We start from the raw sequence: 15975 nt of genomic DNA on the forward strand, positions 1-15975 counted from the left end.
CTCCATTCCCCGGCCGGCTTCAGTCAGGGGGACACGGGAGTGGGCGGGGGCATGGAGACGTTCGGGGATCTCATCGCGGCCGATGACGTGCTGCTGTTCGTCAATGCCGCGATCACCGCGACCGGGCAGCGTGAGTTCCACTCCGACGCCGGTGCCCAGCGGCTCTCTCTCGACTTCCTGCACGCGTACATGCTGGGCAACTACCGCGACCTCTACGCCGGTGTGCTCGCGCTCGACATCAACGACCACAACGCCGCGCTGATCATCCGCCGGCTGCTGGAGTCGGCCGCCGAGGCCAGCGTGGAGCAGCGCCGAAGCGAGGGACGTCTGATCGCCGGGCGGCTGGCCCTGCTGCCGCCGCAGCGGGTCTACGGGCTCTTCGGCGCGCTGCGCCGGGCCGGGGTGAACAACCGCCGCACCCGCGCGCTGCTGCGCGACTGGCTGTCCGCCCGGCCCGACCTGGCGTTCGACGCGGTCAAGTACCGCAGCGGCCTGAAGGCGGCGCTGCGCCATACGCATCTGACGCCCGGCGACGGCGAGATCGGCACGTTCCTGTTCGCGCCGCTCAGCCGCGCCCACTACGACACCCCGATCCTGGAGACCTGGCGACGCGCCCACTTCGAGCAGGCGGCCCTCTACGAGCTTCCGTACACCGTGGCCGAGGGCTTCGCGGCAAAGCACGGCATCCCCCGCAAGGTGTTCCTGGAACGCATCGCGCCGCGGTTGACGCGTCGGGAGACGCTGCGGTTGCAGGAGGCCGCGCATGCTCAGGGCCCCGCGGCGGCGCGGGCGTTGCGAACGGACCTGTCCCGGATGCCGCTGACACGGCTGGCCGGATACGTGCTCTCGCTGCCCGCCGAGGAGCGCGTCGAGCGGCGCGAGGAACTGAACGGCGCGCTGCGCACCGCCGCCCACCGGGTCGCCGGCGTGCACCGCGGGACCTGGGGCCGGGTGACCGCCGTACTGGACGACAGCTTCTCGTCGTACGGTTCGGGTGTGAAGCGGCGCCGGCCGCTGACGGTGGCCCTGGCCTGCCACTATCTGCTCGGTGCGCTCGCCGGGGACTATCGCGGGCTGTGGACCTCCGGGCGCGACGACGCGTTGCTGGCGCACCCGGTGGGTCCGACTCCGCTGGGTGAGCGGATCCTCGACGGGCTGGAGACGGGCCCGGACCGGCTGGTCGTCGTCTCCGACGGCTGGGACAACGCTCCGCCCGGACTCGCCGCCGAGGTCCTGCGTGTCTGGCGCACCCGTCTCGACACCGCGCGCCGCACCAGCGTCGTCCACCTCAACCCGGTCTACGACGCCGCGGACTTCGACGTCCGTCGGCTGGCCGCGAGTGTGCCGACCGCGGGCATCCGCGACGCGGAGGACCTGCCCGCGCTCGTCGAGATCGCGCAGTTCGCCGAGGGGCGGACCGGTCTGGCCGAGCTGAAGGCCTACCTCGACGCGCGTGCGGACCGGCTCACCGAGGGGAGTTCCCGATGACGTCGTACGAACCGGACACGGACCCCTCCGCGGAGCCTTCCGGGCTGCTCGCCGGGCTTCGGACACGTCCCTCGCAGGTGTGGGGAGCCGTACGGCTGGTGCCGCTGGTCCGTGCCGAACCCGTCCACGACCTGCGGCTGCATCCGCGGATCCACGACGGGCCGGGCGTGGTCGACCTGGGCCGCCGCAAAGGCACCTACGTCTCCTACATCCCGCACAGCTTCGTCGCCGAGTGGACCGGCGACGGCTCCCCCGCCGCCGCCTACGGCACCCAGCTGACCGGTGACCGGCCGGAGCAGGAGGCGGTGGCGACCGTACGGCTGCACTTCCATCGCCGTATGGCGCGTCAGGAGGCCAAGCACCGGCTGCGTTTCCTGCCGCTGCACCTGGCGTTGGAGGGCTATCTCGCGCTGCACTTCGGCGGGCCCTCCCTCGCCTGGGAGGAGTGGTCGCGGCAGGCCGTGCGCCAAGGGCTGTCCCCACGGGTCGAGGCGGCCTTCCTGGGCACCGAGGTGCCCGGGCTGGCCGACGCGTTGAACGTCTTCGAGATCCACCCCGGTCAGTGCGGGGTGCTGGTCTATCTGGCCGACGCGCTCGCCGCGGCGTTCGTGGTGCCCCACCCGGAGGACTACCGCACGCTGCACCCCACCCTGGTGCGGGACCTGTACGGCGACCTGGTGTACCACTACGCGACGCTGATGCCGCCGGTGCCGGACTTCCGGGCCCGCATCACCGGCGCCGGCGTCCGGTCGCTCGCCGACCTGCGGGCGGCCGCGGTGCGGCAGACCGCGCAGTGGGCCGACTTCCACGACACCACCATGGCGGCAGGGCTGCTCGAACAGGGCTGCACCTGGGAGGAGGTGCGGCGGATGGGGCGATTCACGCTCTCCCGTTTTCTGCCGACGTTCCGCCCCAAGCAGGACAACCACATCGGTGAGGCGATCAGCGACGAGCAGGGGCGGATCGTCTACCTCAAGACCTTCCGGCTGTCCGAGAGCCAGGTCCGCCGCGGCTATCTGCTCAGCCATCTCGCCGCCCACGACTGGCACCTGGCCGACACCGCCGCCGCACTCGGCATGGAGAAGGCCCAGTTGTGCCATCGGCTGGAGAGCGCCGGGTTCGGTCATCTGCTGCGGCCGGACATGAGAGGCCGTCAGTAGCCAGGGATTGGCCTATACCAACGTCTTGACAGGGCGTTTCCGCCGCTCCTTAAATTCATGCAGTGAAATAAGGGTCCCCGACGGTCGAGCCCCAGGGCCTGCCCCTTCCACATCACTGTCATGCACAGGTCACGATCGCAGTCCGCCAGGCACTCCCCACTCCCCCACCCTCACCCCCACCCTCTTCGACGCCGGCACCGCCAACTCCCGGACCCTCGTGGAGATCGGCCCCCAGGGCGCCTCGGCGTCCCACGCGGCGAACCCGACCTCACTGCACGACGTGTACTTCCGCGTCGGCGGGGCCGCCGTGGGCAAGGCGACGACCAGCCTCGTCGTCAACAGCGACCATGTCATCGGCGACCACATGTGGATCTGGCGCGGTGACCACGGCAGCGGCATCGGCTGGAACACCAACACGGCCGACACCGGGCTCGTCGTCAACGGCGACGACGTGACCATGTACGGCCTGTTCGTCGAGCACTACCAGAAGCACCAGACGATCTGGAACGGCAACGGCGGGCGGACGTACTTCTACCAGAACGAGATGCCCTACGACCCACCGACCCAGGCCGCCTGGATGAACGGCTCCACCCAGGGATACGCCGCCTACAAGGTCTCGGACTCCGTCACCAGCCATCAGGCGTACGGGCTGGGCAGTTACTGCTTCTTCCACGCCAACCCGTCCGTCACAGCGGAGCACGCCTTCGAGATGCCGAACAGGCCCGAGGTCCGCTTCCGGAACATGGTGACCGTCTCGCTCGGCGGCACCGGGGCCATCCGGCACGTCATCAACGACCGCGGCGGCCCCTCCAACTCGTCCACCAACGTGGCCAACCTGGTGAGCTACCCGTGAGGCGGCTCGTAGCACGCCTGTTTCCTCGTCGACGGGCTCAAGTGGCTCGGCGGAGCTGCGCGATTCCGGCTTCGAAGGTGATCGGCGGCTCGAACCCCAGGTCGCGGCGGGCGGCTTCGACGCTGAACCAGTGCGGCTGCGTCAGCTCGGCGACGAGGAAGCGGCTGAGGGCGTGGGTGCGGGTGCGTCCGGTCAGCCGCAGGAGCGTCTCGCAGGTGGCCGCGGCGGCCTGGGCCAGCGGTGTCGGCACGGTGCACCAGGTGGCTCTCAGGCCCGCCGCGCGCAGGAAGTGGGCGGTGAGGTCGCGCAGGGGGCGGGGGTCGTCCTGGGTGATGAAGTAGGCGCGGCCTCCGACCGCGGGGCCGCCCTGCCGGAGTCGCTCCAGGGCGAGCAGGTGCGCGTGGGCGGCGGTGTGCAGGTGGGTGGTGTCGACGAGGTTGGCGCCGTCACCGGGCATCACCAGCCGGCCCGCGCGCACGGCCCGCGCCAGGGCCGGTGCGAAGTGCGGGTCGCCGTGGCCCCAGATGATGTGCGGGCGCAGCGAGACGGTGGCCAGACCGGGGCCGTTGGCGGCCAGGACGAGGGCTTCGGCCCGCGCCTTGGTACGGGGGTAGGCGGCCAGGTGCCGCTCGGGGTAGGGGCAGCTTTCGTCGGCGTGGCGCAGGCCGCCGGGCTGGAAGACGACGCTGGCGGTGGACGTGTGGACCAGGGTGCCGATCCCGTGGGCGCGGCACTGGGCGATGACGTTGCGGGTGCCCCGCACATTGGTGTTCCAGTACGGCGGGAGAGGGCCGCTGACGCCGGCGAGGGCGGCGTTGTGGACGACGGCGTCGCAGCCGGCGAGCGCGCGGGAGACGGCGGACGGATCGACCAGGTCTCCCTGGTGCTGCCGGACGCCGAGGCTCTCCAGGGCGGGGCTGCGGCGACGGCTGAGGGACGACACCGTGGTGCCCCGGGCGACGAGTTGCCGGCAGATCTCCCGCCCGAGGAAGCCACTCCCGCCGGTGACCAGGACCCTCATCGGGTGGGCCCCGGCAGATGCCTGGCGGCGGAGGCGGCGAGCCGGGTGCGGTCGATCTTGGAGTTGTGGCGGATGTCGGTGGGAAAGCGCGGGTGGAAGAGCACGGTGCCGATGCGGCGGCCGTGCGGGTGGTCGCCGAGGGCGGTGCGCAGCGCGTGCAGGATGGCGTCCCTGTCCGTACCGGGCATGGGCTCCACGCAGAGCACCGGCCGCTGCTGTCCTGCGGGGCCGATGCCGAGCAGGGCGGTGCGGCGGACTCCGGGGGCGGTGTCGGCGGCGGCCTCGACGTCCTCGGTGGTGAGGGTGCAGGCCTCGCCGGTCACGAGGTGCGCCGTGCGGCCGAGGTACCAGAGGCGGCCTTGGTCGTCGAGGCGTCCCAGATCGCCGGTGCGGTGCCACAGTCTGCCGTCGGCGACCGTCTTGGCTTTGGCGGTGGCGTCGGGGCGGGCGTGGTAGGCGGGGCTGACCACGGGCCCCGCGACGGCGATCTCGCCCAGTGCGGTGGCGTCGGCGTCAAGGATGCGCGCCTCGACCCCCGGCAGGGGGCGGCCCAGACAGGTCCCGGCGTGGCCCCGGGGCGGCCGGGTGCCGAGCTCGCGCAGGTCACCGGCCGCGAGGGCGGCGACGGGCAGGCACTCGGTGGCGCCGTACACACTGAGGATCTCCGCGTCGGGGGGCAGCACCTTGGCGAGGGCGTCGGCGAGGCGTGGGCGCAGGGACGCGCCGAAGGACAGGACGCGGCGTACGGACGGCAGGGTCAGGCCGTTACGGGCGCAGTGGCCGGCGATGAGGCGCAGGACGGCCGGTGAGGCGACGACGGTGGTGGCTCCGTGCTGGAGGAGCGGGCCGACGATGTGGCCGGGGGGTGTGCGGACCGGGGCGAGATGGTTGATCCGCGGGGCGACGGTGGGCAGGCCGAGCAGCGGGCCGAGCAGGGCCATCGGCAGAAAGCAGGAGAGGAGGACGTCGTCGGGTTCCGGCCGCAGGACTGTGGCCAGCGCGGTGAGTTGCCCGGCGATGGTGGCGTGCCGGTACTCGACGCCCTTGGGGCGGCCGGTGGAGCCGGAGGTGAAGGCGATCATCGCCAGGTCCTCGTCGTGCGGTACCGGCGCGGAGGGCGGTGGGCCGCTTCCGTCGGCGACCGGCAGCGGCAGGCTCCGGCCCAGGAACCGGTCCTGGCCGGGGACGCGGCCGCCGGTGACGAGGGCGGTGTGGAGGTGGCCGCGGCCCCAGCCCAGGGTTCTGCGCCCGACGTGGGCCAGGCGTTCCCCGATGAAGACGCCGGGGCCGATCTCGTCCAGGCAGCGGCGTACCTCGGCGCGGGGCTCGATCAGGGCGGGGACGGCACCGAGGAGGGCCAACCCTTGGACGGCGACGAAGAGTTCGTAGGCGTCGCGGGTCATGATCACGGCCTTGTCGCCGCGCCGCACCCCGGCCGCCCGGAGGCTTTCGGCGGTACGGCGGCAGCCGTCCAGGAGTTGGGCGGCCGTGATGGTCTGTGATGCGCGGGCGCCGGCGCAGCGGACGAGCGCGGGGGCCTCGGGGTGTTCGCGCAGCCGGGTCAGACGGGCGTGGATGCTGTCCTGGGCGGTGGTCATCGCTGTCCTCGCAGGAAGGCGCGGATGTCGACGCCGAGTTCGTCCCCGGCGTCCTCCATCGCGAGATGGCCGGCGTCCGGGTAGCGGTGGACTACGGCGTGCGGATGGCGTCGGGTCCACTCGGCGAGGACCCGCGGGGTGAAGACCGGGTCGCGCATGCCCCAGCCGATGAACATCGGGATCCGTCCCAGGTCGTCGGAGGCGGCCGACGGTTCGAGCAGCCGCCATGCCTCGTCCGTGTCGTCGCGGGGGATGGCGCGGACGAACTCCGTGATCGCCGCGCGGTTGGCGCGGCGCCGGTGAGGCAGCAGATAGGCGCGCCGTTCGGCGGGCGGCAACGGGTGGGTGACACCGACGCGGAGCGTGGCCCGGGCGAAGGCGTTGGTGGCGTGGACGGCGGCGGCGACGGGTCGGTGGTCCCTGATCCAGCGCAGGTAGAACGGCAGGCGGTAGCCGTCCGGCCAGGGAAAGGCGATGGTGTTGAGGACCACCAGGCGGGAGACGACGCCCGGGTTGCGCAGCAGCCAGGCGAAGCCGAGCGGGCCGCCCCAGTCGTGCACGGCGAAGGTCCAGCCCCGCGCCGGGACGCCCTCCCGGTCGACCAAGTGCCGGTAGAGGGCGTCCAGATGGTCGAGTTGGGCCTGGTAGCGGCCGGCCGGGTCCGGGGGCAGGGCGAGGTGCTGGGACAGGCCGAGGCCCGGCAGATCGGGGGCCAGGCAGCGCGCGTGCGGGGCGAGCGCGGGGAGCAGTTTGCGCCAGGCGTAGCTCCAGGTGGGGTTGCCGTGCAGGAACAGCAGGGGTTCGCCCGTGCCGACGTCCAGGTAGTGCTGGCCGGTCGCGGGGACGAGGCGCCAGTGGTCGCGGGCGGGGTAGCCGGGCAGCAGCTGCCCGAGGACGGACGAGTGCGGGGCGCCGGCCGGGCGCCGGCTCTCGGCGGTCACAGGCGGACCAGCGCCAGACCGAAGCTCATGCCGCTGGCCAGGCCGAGCATCGCCACGGTGTCGCCGGGTTCGACGCGGTCGGCCTCCCGCGCCCTGACGAGTTGCAGGGGCAGGGAGGCCGCGGCGCAGTTGCCGTGCTCGGCGACGGCGGGCATGCACCGGTCCGCGGGCAGGGACAGCTTGTCGACCATCTCCTGGTACTGGGGCATGCCGATCTGGTGGAAGGCGATGAACTGGCTGGAGCGAAGCGCCTCCAACTCCCTTTCCGCCGCCTGCTGGAGGAACGTCAGGCCTTCGACCGCGGTCGTGCGCAGCAGGTTGCCGTTGAGCCGTAGGGTCACGTGCTCGTCGTCGAGCGAACGCGGGTGCATGGATCCGCCGCCGCTCACGGTGCAGGCGTTCCAGGCGGTCGAGTCCGCCGCGAAGCGAAGGGAGAGCACCCCGGGGTCGCTGTCCCCGGCGGGCCCGGCGGTGAGCAGCAGGGCGGCGCCGGCGTCGGAGACGGTGTATCCGGGCATGGCCCGCATCAGGGCCTCGTGGTCGGGGACGTGCCAGCGGGTGACCATGGAGCCGACCTCGCCGCAGGCGATCAGCACGGTCCGGTAGCGGCGCGTCGCGATGAACGCTTCGGCGACCTCCATGGCGTTGAGGACGCTGTTGCAGGCGTTCTTCACGTCGAACACCGGGCAGGTGGCGCCCAGTTTGGCGGCCACGATGTGCGAGGTCGACGGTTCGATCATGTCCAGACTGGTGGCGGCGAACAGCAGCAGATCGACCTGGTCGATGGTCGTGCCGGCGTCGTCGAGCGCCTTGCGGGCGGCCGCGACAGCGAGGTCCGAGGCGCACACGCCCTCTTCGCATGCGTGGACGCCGCGTACGCCGGTGACGTCCTCCAGCATGCCGGGCGGCGGTACGTAGGGGCTTCCTGCGGCGGCGATGCCGGCCCGGATGTCCTCCATGGTCCGGTAGCGGGGCGGCAGATGGACGGCGACGGCTGTCAAGCGGGCACGCGGGGCTTCGAGCACCGCGCCAACGTAACGGCCGGTCACGCACCGTGACCCATAATTCACTCGTTTGCCTCCCACGACCCCACCAACGGGTGAAATCGGCCTTGGCCGGTGAACCATGAGGGCAGTGTCCTCCCGCTCGAACCGGCAAGCGGGGCGACAGGGGGCGGGGCATGGGCGTGGGACGGGACGACCGGTCGGTGGCGGTGGTGGGCGTCGGCTGCCGGCTGCCGGGCGGCATCACCGACCTGGACGGGCTGTGGGCGGCTCTGCGGGACGGGCGTGACCTCGTCGGGGAGATGCCGCAGGACCGGTTTCCCAGGAACCGGTTCGTCGACCCGGGGGCGGTGCGCCCGGGCCGCAGCTACACTGCCGCCGGCGGCTTCCTCGACGACATCGCGTCCTTCGACGCCGGGTACTTCGGCATCTCGCCCAAGGAGGCCGCGCACATCGATCCGCAGCAGCGGCTGCTGCTGGAGATGGCGGCCGAGGCGCTCGACGACGCGGCCGTCCCGGCCGAGAGCCTCGCCGGGTCCGACACCTGCGTGTTCGTGGGCGTCTCCGATCCGGCCTACGGCACCATCCTGTCGATCCTGGAGGACCACACCAGCCCGCACACCATGCCGGGCACCACCCTGTCCATCACGGCGAACCGCATCTCGTACGCCTTCGACCTGCGCGGCCCCAGCATGGCGGTGGACACGGCGTGTTCCTCGTCGCTGGTGGCCCTGGACCGCGCCTGCCGCACCCTGCGGGAGGGCACGAGCCGGGTGGCGCTGGCGGGCGGTGTCAACGTGCTCGTGAACCCGTTCTCGTACGCCGGTTTCTCCTACGCGGGGATGCTGTCGCGACGCGGCCGGTGCGCGGCCTTCTCCGCCGGCGCCGACGGATTCGTGCGGGCCGAGGGCGGTGCGGTGCTGGTGCTGAAGCGGCTGGCGGACGCGGTGGCCGACGGCGACCGGATCCACGCCGTCCTGGCCGGCACCGGCAGCAACTCCGACGGGCGTACGGCCGGTATGACGCTGCCCAGTTGGGAGGCCCAGGAGGCGCTGCTGCGGGCCGTTTGCGCGGAGTCCGGGGTCGGCCCGGACGACCTCGTCTACTTCGAGGCGCACGGCACCGGCACGCCGGTCGGTGACCCGGCCGAGGCCCGGGCCATCGGCCAGGCCCTCGGCGCGCGGCGCGGCGCGGGCCCGCTGCCCGTCGGGTCGGTGAAGTCCAACCTGGGACATCTGGAGCCCGCGGCGGGCATGGCGGGGCTGCTCAAGGCGATCCTGGTGCTCCGGCACAGGGTCGCGCCCGCCTCCCTGCACGCCCTGCCGCTCAACCCGGCGATCGACTTCGACGCCCTCGGCCTCGCGCCCACCGTCACCTCCGTGGAGTTGCCCCGGTCGGAACGGGCCGCGGTGGGCGTGAACTCCTTCGGCTTCGGCGGCACCAACGCTCACGCCGTCGTCGTACCGCCGCCTGCCGTGCCCCGGCCGGAGCACCCGGGAGCGGAGCCGGTCGGCAGGCCGGTGCCGGTGGTGGTGTCCGCGCGGTCGCCCAAGGCGCTGCGGCAGTTGAGCGTGCGGATGGCGAAGCGGTTGCGGGAGGCGGCGCCGGAGGAGTTCTACAACCTGGCCCGCACCAGCACGCTGCGGCGCAGCGCCCACCCGCACCGTGCCGCCGTGCTGGCCGCCGACGCGGGGCAGGCGGCCGGCCGGCTGGAGGGTCTGTTCGCCGATTCGCCGTCCCACGGTGCCGTGATCCGCAAGGCCGAGCGGGGCGCGGTGGCGTTCGTGTACTCCGGCAACGCCTCCCAGTGGCCCGGGATGGCCGCCGACCTGATGGCGGGCGAGGTGGTCTTCCGTGCCGCCGTCGAAGCGGCCGACGCCGCGCTGTCCCCTTGTCTGGGCTGGTCGGTGGCCAAGGAGCTGGAGCGTCCCGCCGCGGCCCGCTGGGCGCGTACGGAGATCGCGCAGCCGGTGCTGTTCGCCGTCCAGGTGGGGCTCACCGCCCTGTTGGAGTCCCGGGGCGTACGGCCGTGCGCGGTCGCCGGGCACAGTGTCGGGGAGGTGGCCGCCGCGTACGCGGCCGGGGCGCTGTCCTTGGAGCAGGCCTCGCTGGTGATCGCCCAGCGGAGCCGCGCGCAGGCCCGCACGGCGGGCCGGGGCCGGATGGCCGCCGTCGGTCTGCCCGAGGACGCCGCCCGTGCGGAACTTGCCTGTTTCGGCGGCGAGTTGGAGATCGCGGGGATCAACAGCGACCGGGACGTGACGGTGGCCGGCGACCCCGACGCCCTGGCCTCCCTCGGCGCCCAACTGACGGCCCGTGGCGTCTTCTTCCGCGAGCTGGATCTGGACTACGCCTTCCACAGCCGCACCATGGATCCCATCGAGGAACCGCTGCGCGCCTGCCTCGCCGGTCTGGCACCGGTCGAGGCACGGGTGCCGTTCGTCTCCACCGTCACGGGAACCCCGTTGAGCGGCCGGGAGTTGGACGCGGCGTACTGGTGGCGCAACGTGCGCGAGCCGGTCCGCTTCGGGCCGGCCATGGAGCGACTCGCGGCCGACGGCGTCGGCATCGTCGTCGAGATCGGCCCGCACCCCGTCCTGCGTGCCTACCTGCGCCGCACCGGTCTGACGTACGTGCCGACGCTGCACCGGGACGGGGACGGGCCGCGTGAGGCGACGGCCGCGGTCGCCGCCCTGCTCGCGGCCGGTGCCGACGTGGACTGGCGGACGCACTTCCCGCACCCCGGCCGGGTCGTCGACCTGCCCGCCTACCCGTGGCAGCGCGACCGGCACTGGCACGGCACCCCGCGGGATCTCCTCCTGCACACCAGCGGCAGCGGAGCACTGGACCACCCGCTGCTCGGCGAGCGGCTGCCCGCGCCCCATCCCCTGTGGCACGGCACCGTGGAGCCGCAGCTCGTGCCCTGGCTGGGCGATCACCGGATCGACGGCAGCGTGCTGATGCCGGCCGCCGCGTATGTGGAGATGGCGGTCACCGCAGGGTCGCGGGCACTGGGCCGGCCGGTGGAGGTGCGGCATCTGGACATCGCCCGCCCGTTCGCGCTCGGGTGGCCGGATCCGGCGGGCGCCGCGCTCCAGACCGCCGTCACCCCGGCCGACGGGGCGCTGACCATCAGCACGCGGGACACCCGCGACGACGAGGTCCAGCCGGTCCTGCGCGCCCGGGTACGCACCCGGCTGGGCGCCGCCCCCGGTCCGCTGGACATCGCCGCGGTCAAGGCCCGTTGCCCCCGCACGCTGACCGGCCCGGACCACTACGCGCACTGTCATCGCATCGGGCTGGAGTGCGGTCCGGCGTTCCAGCTCCTGCACAGCCTGGACGTCGGCGACGGCGAGCTGCTGGCGTGGTACCGGCTCGACCACCCGGTCGACGGCTACACGGTCCACCCCGTGCTGCTGGACGGGCCGTTGCAGGCCACCGTCGCGCTGGCCGAGCGGCCGACCCGGGAGGACGCCGGTTATCTGCCGTCGGCCTTCGGGGCGGTACGGGTGTGGCGCACCCCGGCGCCGGAGGGCGTCGTCCATCTGCGGCGGCGCGGTCGCAGCGCCAACGAGGTCTGCTGGGACATCACGTACGCCGATCTCGACGGCACCGTCACCGCCGAGATCGACAAGTGCCGTACCCGGCGCGCCCGATTCACCGACCACGCCCCGCTGACCGTCCAGCGCACCGTTCTGCGCGCCGCCCCGCACCCGTCGGTGCCCGCCCCGCCGTCCCCGCTGCCCGCTCCGGCCGAGTCGGCTCGCGGCGCACGCGCGCGGATCGTCGCCGCCCGCGCCGAGCTGGACGACAGCGGGCACGAGCAGTTCACGGCCGCGGTGGAACGGGCCGGCGCGCACTCCTGGGCGGCGGCCCTGCGCGGCCTGCTGCCCCGCCCGAGCGGGCTGTTCACCATGCCCGACCTGGTCGACAGCGGTCTCGCGCCCCGGCACCGCAGGCTGGTGCGGCTGATGCTGCCGCTGCTGGTCGAACAGGGGCTGGCCGAGGCCCACGGGGAGGGGTGGCGGCTGACCGATGTCACGGCAGACCCCGAGGCGTCGCTGCGTTCCCTGATGGAGGATCACCCCCGTTTCGGGCCGGTGGCGTTGCTGATCAACAGCCAGCTGCGGCATCTGCCCGACGTGTTGCGTGGCGGCCTCGACCCGCGTGACCTGCTGCCCGTCGGTGAGAACTTCCTCGAACAGCACCAGGAGACCGCGCCCGCCCACCGCTTCACCCACCGGGTGGTGCAGGCGCTGCTCGACCGGATCGTCCGGGACTGGCCCGCCGACCGACCGCTGCGCGTGCTGGAGGTCGGCGCGCACGGCACGGCCCTGACCGCCGCCGCGCTGCCGATGCTGCCGGCCGACCGCACCCACTACCTCTGTACGGCCCCCGCCAACTCGTCCTTCGCCCGCGCCCGGCACCGTTTCGCCGCCTGCCGGTTCATCGAGTACCGCACGCTCGACCTGGACGCCGATCCGGCCGTGCAGGGCTTTTCGCCGGGAGGCTTCGATCTGGTCCTCGCCGGGGACTCGCTGCATGCCGCGGCCGACCTCACCGCCGCCCTGGGACACGTCCGTTCGCTCCTCGCCCCCGGCGGCCGACTGCTGGCGACCGAGCGGCATCACGATCGGCTCGACGCGCTGTTGCTGGGCGGTCTGGAGTCCTGGTGGCGGCGCGGTGACCGGACCCTGCGCCCCGCCACCCGACTGCTCCCCCGTGACGCGTGGGTGCCCCTGCTGGAGCGCTGCGGATTCACCGACCCCTGGCGGACGGGGCCCGAGGACCACTCGGTCCTGGTGGCCGCCGCGCCCCGAGTCCCGGTGCCCGCACCCGCGCTCCCCGGCACGCCGCCGGGCGCGGCGTGGCTCGTCGCCACGGAGAGCGAGGCCGAGACCCCGACCGCCCGGGAACTCGCCGCGCTGCTGGGTCCGGCCACGGTCCTGCCCTCCCCCACCGATGCGGGCGCCTGGACGGCGGCCCTGCCGACCGACGCCGCGCCGCGCATCGTGCTGCTGCTGGCCGAGCCCGAGCCGCGGCAACTGGTGGCCCAGGCCGGCCGTCGCGCGGCCCTCCTGCGCGCCCTGGCCGCCGCCTGCCGGAGTCTGCCTGCCGACCGCGCCGCCCAGGTCTGGCTGGTCACCCGCCCCACCGGTCTGTTCCCCGCGCCGGAACGTCCCGCGCACCCCGAGGACGCGGCCGTCTGGGGCACGGCCCGCACCCTGGCCAACGAACAGCCCGATCTGGACCTGCGACGCGTCTCCCTCGACCGCACGGCGGACCCGGCCGGCGACGCCCGGCGACTGGCCGTGGAGTTGCTCACGGCATGCCGCACGCCGGACAAGAGCGACAGCGCGGGCGAGGGCGGCGGTGCGGGCCCGCGCTCGGGCGGCGGCAGCGTCGAGGGCGTGGTCGAGGACGAGGTCGTCCTCACCGGGGCCGGCCGCTTCACGCCCCTGCACGTCGAGCACCCGGCCGACGAGACTCCCGCCGTCCCCCTCGACGTTCCCTTCCTGCTGGAGGCCCGTGACCCCGGCCCCGCCCGGCGCCTGGTCTGGCGGGAGACGACGGTGCCGCGGCCCGGCCCGGGGGAAGTCGTCGTCCGGTTGCGTGCCGTGGCCCTGAACTACCGCGACCCGATGCGCGCCAACGGCCTGTTGCCGCCCGAAGCGGTCGAGGACAGTCCGCTCAGCCGCGGGCTGGGCACCGACGGTGCCGGCATCGTCAGCGCCGTCGGCCCCGGCGTACGCGACCTCGCCGTCGGCGACCGGGTCTGCGGTGTGATGCCCGCGGCCCTCGCCTCCCACGGCGTCACCTACGACTTCGGCCTGCTCAAGATCCCCGACGGGATGAGCTACGCCGAGGCGGCGACCTTCCCCGTCGCGTTCCTGACGGTCCACCACGCCCTGGTCGACCAGGCGCGGATGGCGCCCGGCGAGACGGTGCTCGTGCACGGCGGCGCCGGAGCCGTCGGCCTGGCCGCGCTGCAGTGCGCCCACGCCCGCGGGGCCCACGTCATCGCCACCGCCGGGACCGAGACCAAACGGAACCTGCTGCGCAGCCTCGGGGCCCGGCACGTACTCGACTCCCGCAGCCTGGACTTCGTCCCACGTGTCCTCGAACTCACCGAAGGCCGGGGCGTCGACATCGTCGTCAACTCCCTGAGCGGTGAGGCCATCGCCCACGGCCTCGACCTGCTGCGGCCCAACGGGCGGTTCGTCGAACTCGGCAAGCGGGACATCTTCCTCGACAACACACTGCCGCTGCGCCCGTTCGACCGCAGCCTGACCTTCATCGGCTTCAACCTCGACCACGTCCTGCTGGACCCCGACCGCTGCACCCGCCTCGTCGCCGACCTCGTGGCGCACATCGACCGCGGCGAGTACCGGCCGCTGCCGCACACGGTCTATCCGGCCGCCCGGGTGGAGGAGGCCTTCCAGGTCCTGCAGCACTCCCGGCACATCGGCAAGGTGGTCCTCTCCTTCGACGGCGTCGACCATGCCGACGAGAGCCCGCTGGACGAACCCGTTCTCGTCCAGCCCTCCTCGCCCGGGCCGGCCCTGGACGGCGACGGCACCTACCTGGTGACCGGCGGCCTGAGCGGGTTCGGTGCCGCGACCGCGCTCTGGCTGGCCGACCACGGCGCCCGGCACCTGGCGTTGGTCTCCCGTCGCGGCGGGGCCGCCCCCGAGACGCCGGCTCTCCTGAACGAGCTGGCCCGGCGCGGCGTACAGGCCACCGCGTACGCGGCCGACGTCACCGACGAGTCGGCGCTGCGCCGCGTCATCGAGGCGGTCGACGCCGGCGGACACCGGCTGCGGGGCGTCGTCCATGCCGCGATGCACCTCGACGACGCGCCGCTGTCCGAGCTCACCGACGACCGGTTCGCCGCCGTCCTGGCCCCCAAGGCGCACGGCGCGGCCCAACTGGACCGCCTCACCGCGGGCCACGACCTCGATCTGTTCCTCACGTACTCCTCGATCGCCGCCGCCGTCGGCAACATCGGCCAGGCCCCGTACGCGGCCGGCAACGTCTACCTGGAGGCCCAGGCCCGCGCCCGGCGCGCTCAGGGGCGTGCGGCCACCGCCCTCGCCTGGGGGCCGATCGGCGAGACCGGGTACGTCGCCCGGCACCACATCGGCGACGCCATGGCCGAGCGGGGCTTCCAGCCCCTCACGGTGGCCGAAGCCCTCACCACCGCCGAGGGCCTGCTCCACGACGGCTCACTCCGTGACGGCCGCCCCGGCCCGGTCACCGATGTCGCGGGCATCGGCCGGTACCGCTGGACCCGCGCCCGCCGTCTGCTGCCCGCCCTGGGCGCGGCCCGCTTCGGCGACCTGGTGCCGGCCGACGCCACACCCGGCCCCGAGGGCCGTGCGGACCGCTTGCGCGAACTGGCCGCGCTCACACCCGACGAGGCCCGGACGGCCATCACCCACACCCTGACCCGGCTGCTCGCCGCCGTGCTGCACGGCGACCCCGAGGAACTGGACCCCGCGCGGCCGGTGACCGACTTCGGCCTCGACTCGCTGCTGAGCACCGAGTTCCTGGTCCGTGCCGGGGAGCACTTCGACGTCCGTCTCGCCGCCGCCGAACTGATGACCGGCGAGCGCACCCTGAACCATTTCGCGCGGCTGGTGCACAGCAGGCTGGACCTTGGCTAGGCGCCGGAATCCCACACGTCCGGGCCGCCGCCGCGCCATTCGATCAGCCCGGTCAGGCGTACGTAGTCGGGGTCCGCGCCCTCGATCCCGGCCCGGCGCAGGAACTCGGCCACGTCCAGCAGGCCGTACGCCATCCCGAGGAACTGGTCGTCGACCCGCACGCGCCGCCCGCCGTCCACGGCGGGCGGGTAGACGACGACGGGCTGCGCACTGGCCATGGCACCAGGGTGCGGGGTGGGACGC

8 protein-coding genes and 1 pseudogene are annotated in these 15975 nt (G+C 73.7%); 4 read left to right on the plus strand and 5 right to left on the minus strand.

All coding sequences use genetic code 11. The features are described 5' to 3' along the window. Positions 1–51 precede the first annotated feature (51 nt). From AQJ67_RS19850 to AQJ67_RS19860, 3 genes and pseudogenes are all read left to right on the plus strand, one after another. Positions 52–1488 (plus strand): hypothetical protein, encoded by a 1437-nt coding sequence (locus AQJ67_RS19850; protein WP_062720324.1) that lies wholly within the window; start codon positions 52–54, stop codon positions 1486–1488. After that, entirely contained in the window at positions 1485–2648 is a 1164-nt protein-coding gene (locus AQJ67_RS19855; protein ID WP_062720325.1) for an ARPP-2 domain-containing protein, read from the plus strand. Before AQJ67_RS19850 ends, AQJ67_RS19855 begins: the two co-directional genes overlap by 4 nt. 181 nt (positions 2649–2829) lie before the next feature. After that, a pseudogene (locus AQJ67_RS19860) lies at positions 2830–3501 on the plus strand (coagulation factor 5/8 type domain-containing protein); the annotation flags it as partial. 37 nt (positions 3502–3538) lie between these two features. Here AQJ67_RS19860 and AQJ67_RS19865 read toward each other — a convergent pair. From AQJ67_RS19865 to AQJ67_RS19880, 4 genes are read right to left on the minus strand one after another with little or no spacing between them, the layout of a single operon-like run. Continuing rightward, on the minus strand, positions 3539–4522 hold the full coding sequence (locus AQJ67_RS19865; protein ID WP_062720326.1) for an NAD-dependent epimerase/dehydratase family protein: 984 nt from the start codon (positions 4520–4522) through the stop codon (positions 3539–3541). Continuing rightward, positions 4519–6120: an AMP-binding protein gene (locus AQJ67_RS19870; RefSeq protein WP_062720327.1), complete on the minus strand. Its 1602-nt coding sequence runs from the start codon at positions 6118–6120 to the stop codon at positions 4519–4521. Before AQJ67_RS19870 ends, AQJ67_RS19865 begins: the two co-directional genes overlap by 4 nt. After that, positions 6117–7061, minus strand: a complete 945-nt coding sequence (locus AQJ67_RS19875; protein WP_062720328.1) for an alpha/beta fold hydrolase — start codon at positions 7059–7061, stop codon at positions 6117–6119. Before AQJ67_RS19875 ends, AQJ67_RS19870 begins: the two co-directional genes overlap by 4 nt. Then, on the minus strand, positions 7058–8086 hold the full coding sequence (locus AQJ67_RS19880) for a 3-oxoacyl-ACP synthase III family protein (protein ID WP_062720565.1): 1029 nt from the start codon (positions 8084–8086) through the stop codon (positions 7058–7060). Before AQJ67_RS19880 ends, AQJ67_RS19875 begins: the two co-directional genes overlap by 4 nt. Positions 8087–8241: 155 nt before the next feature. Here AQJ67_RS19880 and AQJ67_RS19885 point away from each other — a divergent pair, with 155 nt between their 5' ends. Beyond that, positions 8242–15732, plus strand: a complete 7491-nt coding sequence (locus AQJ67_RS19885; RefSeq protein ID WP_063807344.1) for a type I polyketide synthase — start codon at positions 8242–8244, stop codon at positions 15730–15732. Here the strand turns inward: AQJ67_RS19885 and AQJ67_RS19890 are convergent. Beyond that, a complete protein-coding gene (locus tag AQJ67_RS19890) occupies positions 15729–15950 on the minus strand; it encodes a hypothetical protein (protein ID WP_062720329.1) in 222 nt (73 codons plus the stop codon). The two genes, AQJ67_RS19885 and AQJ67_RS19890, sit on opposite strands and share 4 nt — an antisense overlap. Positions 15951–15975: the final 25 nt, after the last annotated feature.

Origin of the sequence: Streptomyces caeruleatus (assembly GCF_001514235.1) — a bacterium.
In the GTDB taxonomy this organism is placed as follows: Bacteria; Actinomycetota; Actinomycetes; order Streptomycetales; family Streptomycetaceae; genus Streptomyces; species Streptomyces caeruleatus.